The sequence below is a fragment of the Pseudonocardia sp. P1 genome, from assembly GCF_000178675.2.
Classification (GTDB): Bacteria; Actinomycetota; Actinomycetes; order Mycobacteriales; family Pseudonocardiaceae; genus Pseudonocardia.
Genome location: NZ_ADUJ02000001.1, coordinates 3649209 through 3664139, shown reverse-complemented (window position 1 = coordinate 3664139; position 14931 = coordinate 3649209). Strand labels below are relative to the sequence as shown.

At 71.1% G+C, this 14931-nt stretch carries 14 protein-coding genes and 2 tRNA genes; 7 read left to right on the top strand and 9 right to left on the bottom strand.

The genetic code is table 11. The features are described 5' to 3' along the window. Nucleotides 1–54: 54 nt before the first annotated feature. The 5 genes from gyrA to PP1_RS16745 all read left to right on the top strand — a co-directional run bounded on the left by gyrA (nucleotide 55) and on the right by PP1_RS16745 (nucleotide 3831). Nucleotides 55–2565, top strand: a complete 2511-nt coding sequence (gene gyrA, locus PP1_RS16765; RefSeq protein ID WP_010230557.1) for a DNA gyrase subunit A — start codon at nucleotides 55–57, stop codon at nucleotides 2563–2565. Nucleotides 2566–2668: 103 nt separating this feature from the next. Next, nucleotides 2669–3418: a DUF3566 domain-containing protein gene (locus tag PP1_RS16760; protein WP_060574423.1), complete on the top strand. Its 750-nt coding sequence runs from the start codon at nucleotides 2669–2671 to the stop codon at nucleotides 3416–3418. Nucleotides 3419–3499: 81 nt separating this feature from the next. Beyond that, nucleotides 3500–3573, top strand: a tRNA-Ile gene (locus PP1_RS16755). 39 nt (nucleotides 3574–3612) lie between these two features. Continuing rightward, nucleotides 3613–3723, top strand: a complete 111-nt coding sequence (locus PP1_RS16750) for a DLW-39 family protein (protein WP_010230562.1) — start codon at nucleotides 3613–3615, stop codon at nucleotides 3721–3723. A gap of 32 nt (nucleotides 3724–3755) precedes the next feature. Further along, a tRNA-Ala gene (locus PP1_RS16745) sits at nucleotides 3756–3831 on the top strand. A 399-nt stretch (nucleotides 3832–4230) separates the two neighbouring features. Here the strand turns inward: PP1_RS16745 and PP1_RS31590 are convergent. The 3 genes from PP1_RS31590 to PP1_RS16735 all read right to left on the bottom strand — a co-directional run bounded on the left by PP1_RS31590 (nucleotide 4231) and on the right by PP1_RS16735 (nucleotide 6567). Next, on the bottom strand, nucleotides 4231–4617 hold the full coding sequence (locus PP1_RS31590) for an MGMT family protein (protein ID WP_075314879.1): 387 nt from the start codon (nucleotides 4615–4617) through the stop codon (nucleotides 4231–4233). A 49-nt stretch (nucleotides 4618–4666) separates the two neighbouring features. Beyond that, nucleotides 4667–5677 (bottom strand): DNA alkylation repair protein, encoded by a 1011-nt coding sequence (locus tag PP1_RS16740; RefSeq protein ID WP_202796377.1) that lies wholly within the window; start codon nucleotides 5675–5677, stop codon nucleotides 4667–4669. A gap of 95 nt (nucleotides 5678–5772) precedes the next feature. Continuing rightward, entirely contained in the window at nucleotides 5773–6567 is a 795-nt protein-coding gene (locus tag PP1_RS16735) for a MerR family transcriptional regulator (protein WP_010230568.1), read from the bottom strand. A gap of 78 nt (nucleotides 6568–6645) precedes the next feature. On the opposite strand from PP1_RS16735, the gene PP1_RS16730 reads away from it, so the two are divergent. Continuing rightward, a complete protein-coding gene (locus PP1_RS16730; RefSeq protein WP_010230571.1) occupies nucleotides 6646–7008 on the top strand; it encodes a nuclear transport factor 2 family protein in 363 nt (120 codons plus the stop codon). 40 nt (nucleotides 7009–7048) lie between these two features. After that, nucleotides 7049–7834, top strand: coding sequence for an SDR family oxidoreductase (locus PP1_RS16725; RefSeq protein WP_010230573.1), 786 nt, complete (start codon nucleotides 7049–7051; stop codon nucleotides 7832–7834). Nucleotides 7835–8467: 633 nt separating this feature from the next. Here the strand turns inward: PP1_RS16725 and PP1_RS16720 are convergent. From PP1_RS16720 to PP1_RS16695, 6 genes are all read right to left on the bottom strand, one after another. Further along, on the bottom strand, nucleotides 8468–10360 hold the full coding sequence (locus PP1_RS16720; RefSeq protein WP_010230580.1) for an alkyl/aryl-sulfatase: 1893 nt from the start codon (nucleotides 10358–10360) through the stop codon (nucleotides 8468–8470). Between the two features lie 267 nt (nucleotides 10361–10627). Beyond that, a complete protein-coding gene (locus PP1_RS16715) occupies nucleotides 10628–11272 on the bottom strand; it encodes a TetR/AcrR family transcriptional regulator (RefSeq protein WP_010230583.1) in 645 nt (214 codons plus the stop codon). A 41-nt stretch (nucleotides 11273–11313) separates the two neighbouring features. Then, nucleotides 11314–12123, bottom strand: a complete 810-nt coding sequence (locus PP1_RS16710; RefSeq protein ID WP_050802369.1) for an SDR family NAD(P)-dependent oxidoreductase — start codon at nucleotides 12121–12123, stop codon at nucleotides 11314–11316. Beyond that, the gene (locus PP1_RS16705; protein ID WP_010230588.1) at nucleotides 12110–13381 is read right to left on the bottom strand and encodes a cytochrome P450; all 1272 of its coding nucleotides are present in this window, start codon (nucleotides 13379–13381) and stop codon (nucleotides 12110–12112) included. Before PP1_RS16705 ends, PP1_RS16710 begins: the two co-directional genes overlap by 14 nt. Next, nucleotides 13378–14508: a thiolase family protein gene (locus tag PP1_RS16700; protein ID WP_010230591.1), complete on the bottom strand. Its 1131-nt coding sequence runs from the start codon at nucleotides 14506–14508 to the stop codon at nucleotides 13378–13380. Before PP1_RS16700 ends, PP1_RS16705 begins: the two co-directional genes overlap by 4 nt. Continuing rightward, the gene (locus PP1_RS16695) at nucleotides 14505–14882 is read right to left on the bottom strand and encodes a Zn-ribbon domain-containing OB-fold protein (protein WP_249266062.1); all 378 of its coding nucleotides are present in this window, start codon (nucleotides 14880–14882) and stop codon (nucleotides 14505–14507) included. The genes PP1_RS16700 and PP1_RS16695 overlap by 4 nt, the downstream gene beginning before the upstream one ends. Between the last annotated feature and the right edge of the window lie 49 nt (nucleotides 14883–14931).

Below are 14931 nucleotides of genomic sequence, written 5' to 3'. Positions count from 1 at the left end.
CCGTCCGTACGTCTGTCCCATACGCACGTCTGAACACCACGAGGGGATCACTCCGTGACGGACACGATCGACCCCGCCGCCCCCGCAGCGGGCGACGGCGAGGGTGGGGGCCGGGTCGAACCGGTCGACATCCAGCAGGAGATGCAGCGCTCCTACATCGACTACGCGATGAGCGTGATCGTCGGGCGCGCGCTGCCGCTGGTGGAGGACGGTCTCAAGCCGGTCCACCGCCGCGTCCTCTACTCGATGGGGGAGAACGGCTTCCGGCCGGACCGCTCCTTCGTGAAGTGCGCCCGCGTCGTCGGCGACGTCATGGGCAACTACCACCCGCACGGCGACTCGGCGATCTACGACGCCCTCGTGCGGCTGGCCCAGCCCTGGTCGATGCGCTACCCGCTGATCACCGGGCAGGGCAACTTCGGCTCGCGCGGCAACGACCCGGCCGCCGCCATGCGGTACACCGAGTGCCGGCTCTCGCCGCTGGCAATGGCGATGCTGCAGGACATCGAGGAAGAGACCGTCGACTTCCTCGACAACTACGACGGCAAGACCCAGGAACCGGTCGTCCTGCCGTCGCGGGTGCCGAACCTGCTGATCAACGGCAGCTCCGGCATCGCGGTCGGCATGGCGACCAACATCCCGCCGCACAACCTGCGCGAGGTCGGCGCCGGCGTCGCGTGGTGCCTGGAGAACCCGGACGCCACCGACGACGAGCTGCTCGAGGCGCTCATGGAGCGCATCAAGGGCCCGGACTTCCCGACCCACGGCCTGATCGTCGGGCGCGACGGCATCGAGTCGGCGTACCGGACCGGCCGCGGCTCGATCCGGATGCGCGCAGTCGTCGAGGTCGAGGACGACGCCAAGGGCCGGACCACGCTGGTGGTCACCGAGCTGCCCTACATGGTCAACCCGGACAACCTCATCGAGTCGATCGCGACGATGGTGCGCGACGGCAAGATCGCCGGCATCTCGGAGATCGTCGACGAGTCCAGCGACCGCATCGGCATGCGGATCGTGGTCACGCTGAAGCGGGACGCGGTCGCCAAGGTCGTGCTGAACAACCTGTACAAGCACACGCAGCTGCAGCACAGCTTCGGCGCGAACATGCTGTCGATCGTCGACGGCGTGCCCCGCACGCTGCGCCTCGACCAGATCGTGCGGCACTACGTGCGGCACCAGATCGAGGTCATCGTCCGGCGGACCCGCTACCGGCTGCGCAAGGCCGAGGAGCGGGCCCACATCCTGCGTGGACTGGTCAAGGCGCTCGACGCCCTCGACGAGGTCATCGCCCTGATCCGGGCCTCCGCGACGGTCGACGTCGCCCGGGCCGGCCTGATCGACCTGCTCACCGTCGACGAGATCCAGGCCCAGGCGATCCTGGACATGCAGCTGCGGCGCCTCGCCGCGCTGGAGCGCCAGAAGATCGTCGACGAGCTCGCCGAGATCGAGCGCGAGATCGCCGACTACGAGGACATCCTGACCCGCCCCGAGCGCCAGCGGGAGATCGTCCGTGACGAGCTCGCCGAGATCGTCGAGCAGCACGGCGACGACCGGCGCACGCGGATCGTCGGCTACGACGGCGACGTCACCGACGAGGACCTCATCGCCGTCGAGGACGTCGTCGTCACGATCACCCGCACCGGCTACGCGAAGCGCACGAAGACCGACCTGTACCGGGCGCAGAAGCGCGGCGGGAAGGGTGTGCAGGGCGCGCAGCTGAAGCAGGACGACATCGTCAACCACTTCTTCGTGTGCTCCACGCACGACTGGATGCTGTTCTTCACCAACCGCGGGCGGGTCTACCGGCTGAAGGCCTACGAGCTGCCCGAGGCGAACCGCACGGCCCGCGGTCAGCACCTGGCGAACCTCCTGGCACTGCAGCCGGACGAGGAGATCGCCCAGGTCATGCAGATCAAGGACTACCAGGCGCGGCCGTATCTCGTCCTCGCGACGCGGAACGGCCTGGTGAAGAAGTCGCGGCTGACGGACTTCGACTCCAACCGCACCGGTGGCCTGATCGGCATCAACCTGCGCGACGACGACGAGCTGGTCGGCGCCGTCCTCTGCTCGGGTGACGACGACCTGCTGCTCGTCTCGGCCGAGGGCCAGTCGATCCGCTTCACAGCGACCGACGACGCGCTGCGCCCGATGGGCCGGGCCACCTCCGGTGTGCTCGGGATGCGGTTCAACAGCGGCGACAAGCTGCTCGCGCTCGGCGTGATCCGGCCCGACACCTACCTGCTCGTCGCCACCACCGGTGGGTACGCGAAGCGCACCCCGATCGAGGACTACCCGGTGCAGGGCCGCGGCGGGAAGGGAGTGTTGACCCTCCAGTACGACCGTCGGCGTGGCACGCTGGTCGGTGCGCTCATCGTCGGCATCGACGACGAGCTGTACGCGATCACCTCCACCGGCGGGGTCATCCGGACCTCGGCCCGCGAGGTGCGGAAGGCCGGCCGGCAGACGAAGGGAGTGCGCCTGATGAACCTGGGCGAGAGCTCCACGCTGCTGGCGGTCGCCCGCAACGCGGAGGAGACCGAGGAGGACCCGGGCCAGCAGGCGTAGGTCGTCGCGGGCGGCCGGTCCACGCGACCGGCCGCCCGTGGCACCCGCCGGCCCGGATCGTCCGCACGACCGCAGCGACGACCAGCGAGGAGAGCTCCAGCTCGTGAGCACCGACGACCGCACCCCGTCGGAGGGCGAGGGCCGCACCGTCGCCACCGATGCGGACCACGACGCGTCGACGACCGCGTCCTCCCCGGACGTCCCGCCGAGCCCCACCCCCCGGGCCGCCGAGCCCGAGCCGGAGGAGCCGGTGGCCGACCAGGCAGGCACGTCCCCGCCCCCGTGGCGGCGGGTGCCCGACGCACAGGACGGTGCCCGCGACGCGGACCGGGGGACCGTGGCCGACTCGCTGCTGAGCGAGGCCCCGACCGCGTTCCTCGCCGCACCCGGCCCGTCCGCCGCCGAGGGCGGCGGTACCGCCACCGCGGTCCGCGACCCGGAGCAGCAGGCGCCGGGCTCCGACGTCCCCAGGGCGTCGGTGCGCAACCGGCCGCCCCGGCAGGCGCTGCTCCAGCTGAAGCGGCTCGACCCCTGGTCGGTGCTCAAGATGGCGCTGGCGCTGGCCGTCGTGCTGTGGCTGGTGTGGATGGTCGCGGCCGGGGTGCTCTACGGGGTGCTCGGCGGCATGGGCGTCTGGGACCGGCTGAACGGCACCTACGCCGACCTGGTCACCGCCCAGCCGGAGACGGGCGGTGCGCTCATCAGCGCCGGCCGGGTGTTCGGCCTCGCGGCCGTCGTCGGGGCCGTGAACAGCCTGCTGTTCGCCGTCGCCATCACGATCGTGGCGTTCGTCTACAACGTCGCCGCCGACCTGGTCGGTGGCATCGAGGTGACGCTGTCGGAGCGTGACTGACGGAGACCGCTCCGCACGGGCTCGGGCGGGCCCCCGGCGTAACCCGCTCGAACCCGTGGGGTAGTCTTCTCGACGTTGCAAGGGCCTATAGCTCAGTTGGTTAGAGCGCATCGCTGATAACGATGAGGTCGCTGGTTCAAATCCAGCTAGGCCCACACCTTCCCTCCTCCGAAGCTCTCGTGAGAGGCCCGTCGATGAAGAAGTTGCTCGCCCTGGCCGTGGTGGCCGGCGCCGCGTACGTCGGCTGGTCCCGGCTCCGGGGCGTCGGGTCCGATGATCTCTGGCACGAGGCCACCACCCGCTGAGTCCGTCCGGGTACCGTGAACGGCACCCACCCGGGGACGTAGCTCAATTGGCAGAGCACCGCCTTTGCAAGGCGGGGGTTAGGGGTTCGATTCCCCTCGTCTCCACCACCGCTGAACTGCACAGTTGGCAACTGCCGCAGCAGCAGCTCGGGATCTCGCTGGGCACGGTGCTGATCTACATGAGCACCTTCCTGACCGCGCGCACAGTGGCGATCAAATGGGGCGAGACCGCAGCGCAGGCCCGCTCCCTGTCCCCGGTTCTACCGCCGTCGGGCGGTGGCTCCGGGCCCGTGGTCGCTGTCGGCGCCGGCCCGGTTCGGGCGGACGCCCCGGGTGGAGGCACTGCTGATGCCTGCTCGGCCCGGGTTGAACCTGCCGACGATGTTGCGGGTGCAGGTCGGGCCGGTCGCCTGGGAGTTGGCCGACGACGCCGCCGGCCAGCAGAGGTCGGCCCCTCCATCGCCCCCATTTACCACCCCACAGAGGCGGAATCGGCACGGTGTGCGATCAACGTGTGCAACGCCCGCCCAGCCGCGGTTCGATCATCTCGTGCCGCTCGCTGGTCTGCCGGGTACGTGTACTCGTTGCGCATCCGACTCGACCTCGGCACGAACCGCCCCGCTCCGTCCCGCAGAAGGGGATGGCGAACTCGGGATGTGCCATATCGCAGCCGCGACGTCGACCGAGTAGGTCCCGTCGTCGGCCGTGTCGACAGGGGATCTCCTCCCCGAGGAGACGCTCGTACGCGGCTCGCTCGGCACCAGGAGCGGGACGACCGCTCGCGGTGACGACACGCCACCACGGCACTGCGTGACCATCCGTCTTGAGTGCGTGACCCACGCTGCGCGCGGTCGCGCCCTCGACGAGGTCGGCGATCGACCCGTAGGTCGTCACCCGCCCGCCGGTATCGACCCCACGATCCCGAGAATCTGCTCCCTCGCACTCACGACGACTCCTCCGGGTCCACGAGTAGAAAGGTGTCGCGGCCGTAGGGCCGCCCGTTGACCTGCAGCTCGATTGCGTGCTCGCCGAGGTGGAAGGTCCGGGTCGTCCGAGCTCGGAACGAGTACGACGTGTCGACGACGACCGTTTCACCCGGTGCGATCGACCGAGATACGATCTTGAACACCTTGGGTCGCAGTACACCGCGTGCTCTCTGGAAGTGCATGATGTAGTCGATCGCGGTCCGCGCCGGGACGTTTCCGGTGTTGGTGATCCGCGCGGTGAACCGGACCTTCGCGCCCACGGGGACCTCGTGCTCGACGACCGACGGTCCGTCCACGTAGAAATCGGCACCCTCGAACCCCATCAGCTCGAGGGCTCTCGGATGACCCTTCTTGATCAACGTGCGCATCGCGTGGCGGGCGACACGAGGCGTGTTCTCGTCGGGGTGGTCCAGCCAGCCCGCCACGATGTCGGCCGCGAGGTCGGGATCGTCTCGCGCGAGGTCGTTGACGTGATTGGCCACCGACCGCCGCACGTAGTCCGATCGGTCGGTGTAGAGCGCGTCGACGATGGGGCGGGTGACCCCCGGACGTCGGACCAGCTCCGGAACGCCTCTGGCCCACGGGAGGTGGGAGCGCGTCCCCTCACTCGCGAGCCGGCGCACGTGCAGGTCCACGCTGCACGTCCATCCCGTGGCCACCGCGAGCGTCCGCTCGAACCCCGCGCCGAGCATCCTCCGGATGGCGAACTCACCGCTGAGTCGAGTGGTGAGCAGAGCGAGGACGTCCAGGGCGTCGTCGAAACTCCGCGCGGACCCTGATGCCAGGGCGCGGTCGACGACCGCCTCCGAGACCGGCCACAGCATCCAGCCGGTGAACGTGTCGTCCTCGAACGCGGCGCGGACCACCGCGGCCGTCTCGTCGTACCCGGGCGGGAGATCGGCCAGGAGGGCGTCACGGACGACGTCGACCCGCCGGCGGAGTTTCTGATCACCGACGCGACTCGCCATCAGTGCCGTCGGTCGGACGTGGCGCTGCCGCATCAGCTGGGCGAGGTGACTGATTACCGACGTGTCGATCAACTCATCCATCGTCCCCACGAGGATCAGCCGACCCGGAAGACCGGCCAGCCGATCTCGGTGCGCCACGCACCGGGATCGGGTGTGTCGCGTGGCCCGACCGCGTAGACCTCCCGCACTGGTCCGGCCACCGACATCGCGTTCTCCACCACCCAGGTCCCGAGTTCGCCATAGGCGACCTCGATGCCGTCGTGCTCGCCGACGTGGGTGGTGACGGCCAGTTCCGCGGCCGGCAGGGTCGCGGGGTGCACGCGTCCGGTGCGAGGCGGCGTATCGGTCGGCAGGTAGAGGAGCGCGTGACCGCGTTCCTGCTCGAAGAGGGCGTTGTCGTAGCTACCGCCCGGCGGCCCGGTCACCGCGGTGCCGACGGCCGCCTCCAGCTCGGCCATCGCGCCGGCGAACCAGGTCTCCACGTCGTGAAGGTTGACGACGGCCTCCACCGCCGCGACGGTCCGGGCGGGCTCCGCGCGCAGCTCGACGTCGATCGGGGCGGGGTCGGGCTGGAGCAGGCGGCGCAGCGACACGACCGCGGCCCGGGTGCGGTCGAGCTGGTCCTCGAGGCGTTGCAGGTGGTCCGCGACCAGGTTCGCCCGAAGTACGGGGTCGGGAGTCCGCAGGATCCGCTGGACGTCGGTCAGGGGGACGTCGAGTTCGCGGAGCCGTTGGATGACCTGGGCGGTCGGGATCTGGTCGACGCCGTAGTAGCGGTATCCGGTGGCCTCGTCCACGACGGCGGGCGTCAGCAGGGTCGCCTCGTGGTAGCGACGCAGGGTACGCACGCTCAGATGGGTCAACTGCGAGAACTCCCCGATGGTCAGCACCCCTCCAGCCTGGACCCTCCCCCTGGGGGAGAGTCCACGGCTTGACCTTCCCGCAACGCGAGGCCACACGGTGGGCTCATGACACAGCACACCGACCTTCAGTCCGATTCGCTCCCGGCCAAGGTGCGCGACTTCCTCGCCGCCCACGTCGTCCGTGACGACGACACCGCCTCCACGTTCCTCGCCGAGGACGTGGTCCTCGTCGACCAGGGCGAGACCGTCCGTGGGCGGGAGCAGGCCCACGCGTTCCTGCGCGACGCCGGGTCGCAGTTCGAGTACACGACCGAACTGGTCGGCGCTCACCGCGTCGACGACACCCACTCCGTGGCGACCGTTCGGCTCGAAGGGACCTTCCCCGGTGGGGTCGCCGAACTCGACTACCGCTTCGCGCTGCGCGACGACCTCATCGCCGAGCTCGTCATCGCCAACCACGAAGCCTGACCGCACCATGCCACGGCGATCGTCACCGAGGAGAGAGACAATGCCGAACTCGAATCCCGACCGCCTCGACGGTCGCCGGGCGTTGGTCACGGGCGGCTCGAAGGGCTCGGGCAAGGCCGTCGCCGAGCGGCTGCGCCAGATGGGCGCCGACGTGTACGTGACGGCCCGGACCATGCCCGACGGGTACGAGCACCCTGACCGCTTCGTCGAGGCGGACACCTCGACGATCGAGGGCGCCGACCACGTCGCCGCCCGGATCGCCGAGGCCGGCCCGCTCGACATCCTCGTGCACGTCGTCGGAGGCGCATCGACGCCGTCCGGCGGATTCGCGGTCATCACCGACGACCAGTGGCTCACCGAGCTGAACCTCAACCTCCTGGGGGCGGTGCGGCTCGATCGAGCCCTTCTCCCAGCCATGATCGAGTCAGCGTCGGGAGTCGTGCTGCACTTCACCTCGATCCAGCGCGAACTGCCCCAGTACGACGCATCCCTGGCGTACGCCGCCGCGAAGGCCGCCTTGCGCACGTACAGCAAGGGGCTGGCCAACGAGCTCGGGCCGCGCGGTGTCCGGATCAATGCCATCAGTCCCGGCGGGATCGAGACGGAAGCCTACGAACGATTCGTGGACCGGATCGCCGAGGGCAACGGGCTCACCCGTGAAGCAGCGAAGCAGACCATCTACGACTCCCTCGGAGGAGTTCCCCTGGGTCGGTTCGCGAAGCCCGAGGAGATCGCGGACCTGGTCGGGTTCCTGGTCTCGGATCGTGCCTCGGCCGTCGTGGGCGCCGAGTACGTGATCGACGGCGGGACTGTTCCGACAGTCTGAGCCCGAATCTGGCCGCTCAAGCCGCTTGCACGGGGGAGACCTGAGCTCAGCTCCTGCTCGGTGCGGCGCGCCGCCGGGCTCCTCGCGGTCGCGGTTATCCCCGTCGTCGCCGGCCTCAGCGGCGACGACTACACCTACCCGGCCGCGCTCGACCCGATCCGATCCTGCTCTCGTCGGCCCTTCTGGTCGCCGGGGCGCTGCTCGCCGCCGTCCTCATCCGCGGGCGCCTCGGCGACACCGGCGCCGACACCCACATTGGCGCCGACACCCACTCCGACACAGGCGTCGCCGACACAACCTCGCCCAGGCCGATCGGCTCGTCCGCCGAAGACCGCGCCCCGGCCGGTCGCCCCCGGGCCGCGGATCCGCCGCAGCGAGTGCGCGTCGTGGACGTGCCGCACTGCGCGGTCAACGGCCCGCCCCTCCATCCCGGCACGGCCTCCTCTCCCGTATCCGGCTCCGCTACCCGCAGCACCCCCTCGTCTCCACCACCGCTGAACTGCGCACTTGCGATCTGTCGCGGATCTCTACGACCGGTGATGGCGCTGACGCTCATCGCAGGACGTCGTCAGTGGATCGTCTCGAGGGATCCCATGGCCGTGGCACTCCGACCGCAGGATGGATGTATGCGGATCAGTCCGGGGTGACGATGGCGAAGTTCGTGTCGCCCGGGTCGAGGACGCGGGCCAGGCGGGTGATCACGGTCGGGTCCCCGGTCAGGGTGAGGCCGGCTGCGGCGAGCCCCTCCGCGCTCAGGCCGCCGCCCGCGAGTGCCGGGAGCGCACGTCGGTCTGTCGTGAGCACGGCGTCGGCGTCGCCCTTCTGTGGCCGGGAGCTGTAGGTCAGTACGCCGTTCGCGAGCGTGAGCCGGTAGCGCTCGTCGATGTCGGTGAGCACGACATCGAGGCTCAGTTTCTCGTCCCACGCGCTGGGTCCGTCGACCTGGATGGCGAGGGCGTCGAACAACATCGGCGGGGTGAGCTGACCGATGACGTCGGGGGCGCTGGTCTCGGTCGGTGTGCCGAATCTGCCGTCGCGCAGTTCGGTGGCCCCGGACAGGTAGAAGGTGCGCCAGGTGCCGTTCTCCGAGCCGTATCCGAGTTGCTCGTAGGTGTCGGCGAGTAGTTCGCGCGCGTCCGGGTGCTCCGGCTCGGCGAACACGACATGGTTGACCACCTCGGCGACCCACCGGTAGTCGCCGGCGTCGTAGGCGGCGCGTGCTCTGTCGACGACGGTGTCGGCGCCGCCCATGAAGTCGACGTAGCGCCTGGCCTTCTCGACCGGTGGGTGTTCCCAGAGGTGGGCGGGGTTGCCGTCGAACCAGCCCAGGTAGCGCTGGTAGATGGCCTTGACGTTGTGGCTGACGGAGCCGTAGTAGCCGCGGGCGTTCCAGGCGTTCTCGAGTGCGGGAGGCAGGACGATCTCCTCGGCGATCTCCGGGCCGACCAGTCCCTGGTTGAGCATGCGCAGGGTCTGGTCGTGGAGGTAGGCGTAGAGGTCGCGCTGGGTGGACAGGAACTCGACGACCCGGTCGGCTCCCCAGGTCGGCCAGTGGTGGGAGGCGAACACGACCTCGGCGTCACCGCCGAACAGGTCGATCGACTCGGTGAGGTAGCGGGCCCAGGCGTGCGGGTCGCGCACGACGGCGCCGCGCAGGGTCAGCAGGTTGTGCAGGTTGTGCGTCGCGTCCTCGGCCGCGCAGAGTGCCTTGAAGTCGGGCAGGTACACCAGCATCTCGGCCGGTGCCTCGGTGCCCGGCGCCATCTGGAAGATCATCCGCACCCCGTCGACGGTCTCCTCGTGACCGGTCGTGGTGATGATGTCGGTCGGCGGTATCAGGGTGACGGTGCCGACGGACACCGTCTGCCCGAGGCCGGCACCGACCTGGCCCTCCGGGCTGCGGGCGAGTGCGGCGCCGTACATGTATCCCGCTCTACGGGCCATCGCCGTTCCGGCATAGACGTTCTCCGCGACCGCCTCCTCGGTGAAACCGTCGGGAGCGAGGATCCGCACTGCTCCCGCATCCACGTCCTCCTCGGTGACGAATCCCTTCACCCCGCCGAAGTGGTCGGCGTGCGAGTGGGTGTAGACGACCGCCTTGATCGGCCGGTCTCCGCGATGGAGCCGGTACAGCTCCAGCGCCGCGGCGCCGGTCTCCTTCGACAGCAGGGTGTCGATGACGACGACGCCCTGGTCGCCCTCGACGAACGTCGTGTTCGACAGGTCCATGCCGCGCACCTGGTAGATCCCCTCGACGACCTCGAAGAGGCCTCCGATCGCGGAGAGCTGGGACTGGCGCCACAGGCTCGGGTTCACGCTGTCCGGAGCGTCGCCGCTGAGGAAGGAGTAGGTCGAGTTGTCCCACAGGACCGTGCCGTCCTCGCCGACGACCGGCTGATCGATCGAGGCGATCAGTCCCCGTTCGGCGTCGTCGAAGTCCTGCGTGTCGTCGAAGGGGAGGCGGCCCCGCAGATCCTCCTGCTGCTGGGCGATCGACGGCGTTGCGGACCTCGACGTGGTTGTCATCCACCGACGCTCGCATCGAGCTGGATCCGGGCGCCTCCTCCGGGACGGGTGACCTTCGGACGGTGACCGTGCGGCCATCGACCCGCGCCGGACCTGGTTCAGCTGGACCCTGACGCCGGGCCGGCGAGCGCGTCCCCCAGGAGCTCGAGGCCGATGACCAGCAGGAGGACCGTCATGATGCGGCGTTGTGTGCGGCCATCGATTCCCGAAGAGGACGAGATGTCCGGGGCGATGAACGACGCTCGACGGGAGACACCTTCCGCCCGGTCAGCTCCCCGTCGGCACCGTCCGCGCGGCGTACGGGGCCCCCTTCGCCAGACCGTGGATGCCGCCCGCGGCGACCAGTCCGCCGAGCGCGAGCGCGAAGATCTGGTCGGCCAGCTGCGAGTCCGCCTCCTCGCCGTGTGGCGTGAACCAGTGCTGCATCCAGTCCAGCATCCCGACGATCGCCCGGGCCGCCACGGCGGGATCGCCGGCGAGCGAGAACTCCCCGTTCCGGGCGCCCTCGGCGAGCAGCGACTCGACCGCGGCGATGTACCGGCGGTCCATGTCGTCGAACCGGGCGAAGGTCGGGGACCGGAACCTACCGACGTGCTGCAGGTAGACGAACGCGGCCGGGTAGTAGTCGGCGAAGATCCGGATCTGGGTGCGGACCAGCTCGCGCAGTCGCATGGCGACGCTGCTGCCGGTGTCCGCACGCAGGCGGTCGAGCTCGGCGAGCAGGGCCTGGGCCGGCTGTTCCACGACGGCGAGCAGCAGCTCCTCCTTGCTGCTCACGTAGTTGTAGACGCTGCCCTTGAGGATCCCGACACGGGCGCCGATGCTCTCCAGGGTGGCGTTGTCGTAACCGCGCTCCCGGAACTCCTCACCGGCGGCGTGCACGAGGTCGGGCCAGCGGCTCGGTCGTGGCATCGGTCAGTCCTCCCAGGTCCTGCGTTCGCGACGGCCGGGCATCAGTGCATCGTCCAGCCGCCGTCGACGCACAGTGTGGCGCCGGTGACGTAGGAGCCGGCCCGGGACACCAGCAGGAGCAGGGGACCGGTGAGCTCCTCCCGGGTACCGAGGCGGCCCAGCGGGATCCGTCCGACCGCCGCGGCCAGTCCCTCCTCGTGCTCGATCAGGGGCGCGGTCATCTCGGAGTCGACGTACCCGGGGGCGAGCGTGTTGACCCGGATGCCGTGCCGGCCCGACCACTGGGCCGCGAGGTCGCGGGTCAGTCCGGTCAACCCCGCCTTGGACGCCGAGTAGGCGGCCTGCGGGACGGTCCCGGCGGTGAGGCCCAGTGCCGAGGAGATGTTGACGATCGAGCCGCCCCGCCCGGCCGCGATCATCGCGCGGCCCGCGGCGGCGGCCATCTGGTACGCGCCGAGCAGGTTGACCTCCAGCAGGGCCGCGGCCCGGCGGGGATCGTCCCGCTCGGCGCGTGCGCCGTAGCCGGTCCCGGCGTTGTTGACCAGGACGTCGACCCGTCCCAGCCGGTCGACCGCGGCGTCGACGAGCGCCTGGCACTGCTCGGGGTCGGCGACGTCGGTGGTGACCGCGACGCACCTGCCCCCGGCGTCGACGATCGAGGACCGGACCGCGTCCAGCTCCGCCGGCCGCCGTGCACCGATCACGACGCCGGCCCCGGCGGCGGTCAGGACCCGGGCGAAATGGGCGCCGAGCCCCGACGACGCACCGGTCACGATCGCGACCTCGCCGTCGAGCCGGAAACCGCCGGGTACCACCTCTGCCGGCTCCGTCACCCGCTCATCGTGTCCCATGCCCGCCCGGGCCTCCTGCCGGGTCGACACGGACGGGGAAGTGCTCCATGCCGCGGGACAGGAGGACGGGGGCCCAGCGCAGCTGCTCCTCGTCGACCTCCGGACTCCGCAGCGCAGCGAGCGCGCGCGGGATGGCGACGGCCGCCTCCAGCCGCGCGAGCGGTCCGCCCAGGCAGTAGTGCAGCCCGACGCCGAAGCCCAGCTGGCGGCCCTGGCGGCGGGTGATGTCGAAGGTGTCGGGGTCGTCGAACACCTCGGGGTCGCGGTTGGCCGCCGACGGGCTGAGGAACACCCGCTGGCCGCGGCGGAGGGTGCGCCCGCGCAGTTCCACGTCCTCGGCCATGACCCGGGCGACGGTCTTGGCGGGGCCGTCGAACCGGAGCACCTCCTCCACGGCACCGTTCAGGAGCGTCGGGTCCGCGTCGAGGAGGGCCCGCTGCCCGGGGTGCCGGAGCAGCGCGAGCACGCCGCTGGCGATGAGGTTCGTGGTCGTCTCGTGGCCGGCGAAGAGCAGCAGCACACCGGTCGCGATGACCTCGTCGTGGCTCAGCGAGTCGTGCTCGTCCCGCGCGGCGATCAGTGCGGACAGCAGGTCGTCGGCGGGCTCGCGCTCGTGCGCGGCCACCAGGTCGGACAGGTACCCGGTCAGCTCGGCCATGCCGGACGCGCCACTGGCGTGCCGTCCGGCGTCGCCCATCCCGCCGAAGACCAGTCCGGTGATCTGGTCGGACCAGTGCTTGAAGCGGTCCTGGTCCTGCCGGGGGACGCCGAGCATCTCGGCGATCACCGAGGCGGTCAGGGGGTAGGCGTAGTCCCGGACGAGGTCGACGGTCCCGGACCCGTCCGCCGTCGCCGTGCCGAGCAGCTCGTCGGCGAGCTCCTCGATCCGTGGCCGGAGCCGGTCGACCGCCCGCGGGGTGAACCCCCGGCTGAGCAGCCTGCGGAGCCGGGTGTGGTCCGGCGGATCCTTGAAGACCATCCACTCCTCGAGGACGCCGAAGGCCGACCGGAGCCCGGGATCGGCGTCCGGGCCGTCGAGCTTGGCCCGCCGGTACGGGGCGATCCGGTCCGACGAGAACCGGACGTCCCGCAGCGCCGCCGAGACGTCGTCGAAGCGGGTGACGAACCACGACCGGTATCTCCCGCTCCAGTGCACCGGGTCGTGCTCGCGCAGGGCGGCGAGGACGGGGTACGGGTCCGCGACGGCTTCCGGGCCGAGCAGATCGACCCCGCTGACGTCGACACGGGAAGTACTCACGGCCCCTCCAGTACGGCGACGACGCAGGCGTTCCCGTCCAGCACGGACACCCCGCCGCCCATGGTCTCGACCAGGCCGATCCGGGCGGAGCCGACCTGACGGCCGCCCGCCTCCCCCCGCAGCTGCCAGACGATCTCGGCGACCTGGGCGAGCCCGGTCGCACCGAGCGGGTGCCCGCGGGAGAGCAGCCCGCCCGACGGGTTGACCGGGTGCCGGCCACCCAGCGCGGTCACCCCGGCCTCGGCGGCCTTGCCACCCTCGCCCTCCGCCACCAGGCCGAGCGCCTCGGTGGTGACGATCTCGCCGATGGTGAACGCGTCGTGCACCTCGACGACGTCGACGTCGACGACGGTGTCCAGGCCCGCAGCGGCCAGCGCGTCGGCAGCGGTGTCCCGGACGATGTCGTATCCCCACACGTGGGGCGACGTCTCGTTCCACGGTGCCCCGCTGCGCAGGGCGACACCGCGCACGACGACCTCGCGGTCGCCTCCCGACGCCGGTGCGAGGACGGCCGCGGCCGCGCCGTCGGACGTCGGGCAGCACTGCAGGAGGGTCAGCGGGTCGGAGATCATCGTCGAACCGAGGACCTCGTCCACGGTGTAGCTCCCCGCGTACTGGGCGCGCGGGTTGTGCAACGCGTGCGCGTGGTTCTTCACCGAGACGGCCGCCAGCTGGGCGGGGGTGACGGCGCCGAGGTGGAGGTAGCGCGCGGCGCTCATCGCGTACAACGCCGGCAGCGCCAGCCCGGAGCTCTGCTCGGGATCCGTGGGCTCGGGGGTGATCGCACCGGAGAAGGCGGTGCTCATCTGTTCGACTCCGAGCGCCAGCACCCGGCCGTACCGTCCGGTGCGGACGGCCTCGTGCGCCTCGGCGAAGGCGGTGGTCCCGCTCGCGCACGCGTTCTCCACCGTGATCACCGGGACGCCGGTGATCCCCAGGGCACGCAGCGTCCGCTGGGCGACACCGGGTGGGCCGAAGACCGTGCCGACCCAGACGGCGTCGACGGCGTCGACCGCGGCGTCGGCGAGGGCCTCGCGTACGGCGTCGTGGGCGAGACCGACGAGGTCCCGGTCGGGCCGGCGGCCGAAGTGCGACGTCCCGACGCCGTGGACCGCGACCCGGCTCACGACGCGGCGTCCGGCTCGACCGCCAGGTCACCGGACCCGGTCGGGGCGACGAGCCGGGCCCGACCGCCGACGGGCGGGGCGGCCGGGCCGGGCACGTGGGCGAGGATCCGCGGTCCATCGTCGAGGTCGACGTAGGCGAGGGCGAAGGGCGGCGTCCGGCCGGGGACCGGGATGCGCACGACGGTGCTGCTCCACACGGTTCCCCCGGGGCCGAACACGGCCGGCTCGGCCGGGCCGGCGCAGCCGGGACAGCGCGGCCACGCGTAGGCGGACACCGCGCCGCAGCGCGGGCAGCGCAGGCCGTGGAGCCGCCACGCACCGCCGGCGTCGAGCCGGGCGTGGGGGCGGGGATCGACGGCGTCGACGTGTGACACGTGAACTCCCCTGAGTCGAAGTGCCTCCATGTAAACAAACTCTGGGTCG